This is a genomic window from Collinsella sp. AM43-1, from assembly GCF_003467925.1.
Taxonomy (GTDB): Bacteria; Actinomycetota; Coriobacteriia; order Coriobacteriales; family Coriobacteriaceae; genus Collinsella.
The window spans coordinates 1-1,485 of record NZ_QSFR01000045.1 but is presented as its reverse complement, the minus strand read 5'-3'; the positions used below and the strand labels follow the sequence as shown (position 1 = coordinate 1,485).

The 1,485-nt window shown below is 67.3% G+C and carries 2 protein-coding genes; both read left to right on the top strand.

Features of this window, described 5'->3' with window-relative positions; genetic code table 11:
* On the top strand, positions 1-487 hold a 487-nt coding region (locus DW925_RS09985; RefSeq protein ID WP_255415197.1), incomplete at its 5' end, for a sugar nucleotidyltransferase.
* A gap of 18 nt (positions 488-505) precedes the next feature.
* Positions 506-1,485: dTDP-glucose 4,6-dehydratase (rfbB, locus tag DW925_RS09980; RefSeq protein WP_117790921.1), on the top strand; the 980-nt coding region annotated here is incomplete at its 3' end.

The window sequence follows — 1,485 nt, the reverse complement described above, 5'->3', positions numbered from 1 at the left end:
CGTGGACGACCCCGAGCGCTTCGGCGTCGTGGAGTTCGACGCGCATGGGAGGGCCGTCTCCATCGAGGAGAAGCCCGCCGACCCCAAGAGCTCCTACGCCGTCACCGGCCTGTACTTCTACCCGGGCGACGTGGCCGCCAAGGCCCACGAGGTCAAGCCCTCGGCCCGCGGCGAGCTGGAGATCACCACGCTCAACCAGATGTACCTGGAGGAGGGGACGCTGTCCGTGGTCACCCTGGGCCGCGGCTACGCGTGGCTGGACACCGGCACCATGGAGAGCCTGCACGAGGCCGCGGAGTTCGTCCGCGCCGTGGAGCACTCCCAGGACCTGCCCGTGTCCGTGCCCGAGGAGATCGCCTGGGAGAACGGCTGGATCTCCACCGCCGGGCTGGAGGAGGCCGCGAAGGCCTACGGCAAGTCGGTCTACGGGCGGCACCTGAAGAAGGTCGCCGCCGGCGAGATCGTCAACAGCCCGCGCGAGTACTAGGAACAAGGAGATTCGAACATGGCAGAGGAGACCTTCTCCCCGAAGAACATCATCGTCACGGGCGGCTGCGGCTTCATCGGCAGCAACTTCGTCCACTACGTGGTCAACAACCACCCCGACGTGCACGTCACCGTCCTGGACAAGCTGACCTACGCCGGCAACCCCGAGAACATCGCCGGGCTGCCCTCCGACCGCGTGGAGCTCGTCGTGGGCGACATCTGCGACGCCGGGCTGCTCGATGAGCTGGTGCCGGGACACGACGCGATCGTGCACTACGCCGCGGAATCCCACAACGACAACTCCATCGCCGACCCGGAGCCGTTCCTGCGCACCAACGTGGAGGGAACCTTCCGACTGCTGGAGGCCGTCCGCAGGCACGGCATCCGCTACCACCACGTCTCCACCGACGAGGTCTACGGCGACCTGGCGCTCGACGACCCGGCGAAGTTCACCGAGGAGACGCCGTACCACCCGAGCAGCCCGTACTCGAGCACCAAGGCCAGCTCCGACATGCTCGTGCGCGCCTGGACCCGCACCTACGGCCTACGGACAACGATCTCCAACTGCTCCAACAACTACGGGCCCTACCAGCACGTGGAGAAGTTCATCCCCAGGCAGATCACGAACATCGTCGACGGCGTCCGCCCCAAGCTCTACGGGAAGGGCGAGAACGTCCGCGACTGGATCCACACCGAGGACCACTCCTCGGCCGTCTGGGACATCCTCACCAAGGGCCGGATGGGGGAGACCTACCTCATCGGCGCCAATGGGGAGAGGGACAACATCACCGTACTTCGCATGATCCTGGAGGCGATGGGGCGCGACCCCGAGGACTTCGACTGGGTCGCCGACCGCCCCGGCCACGACCGCCGCTACGCCATCGACAGCACGAAGCTGCAGCGCGAGCTGGGCTGGAGGCCGGCCCACACCGACTTCGCCGAGGGCCTGAAGGCCACCATCGACTGGTACGTCGCCAACGAGTCCTGGTGGCGCCCGGC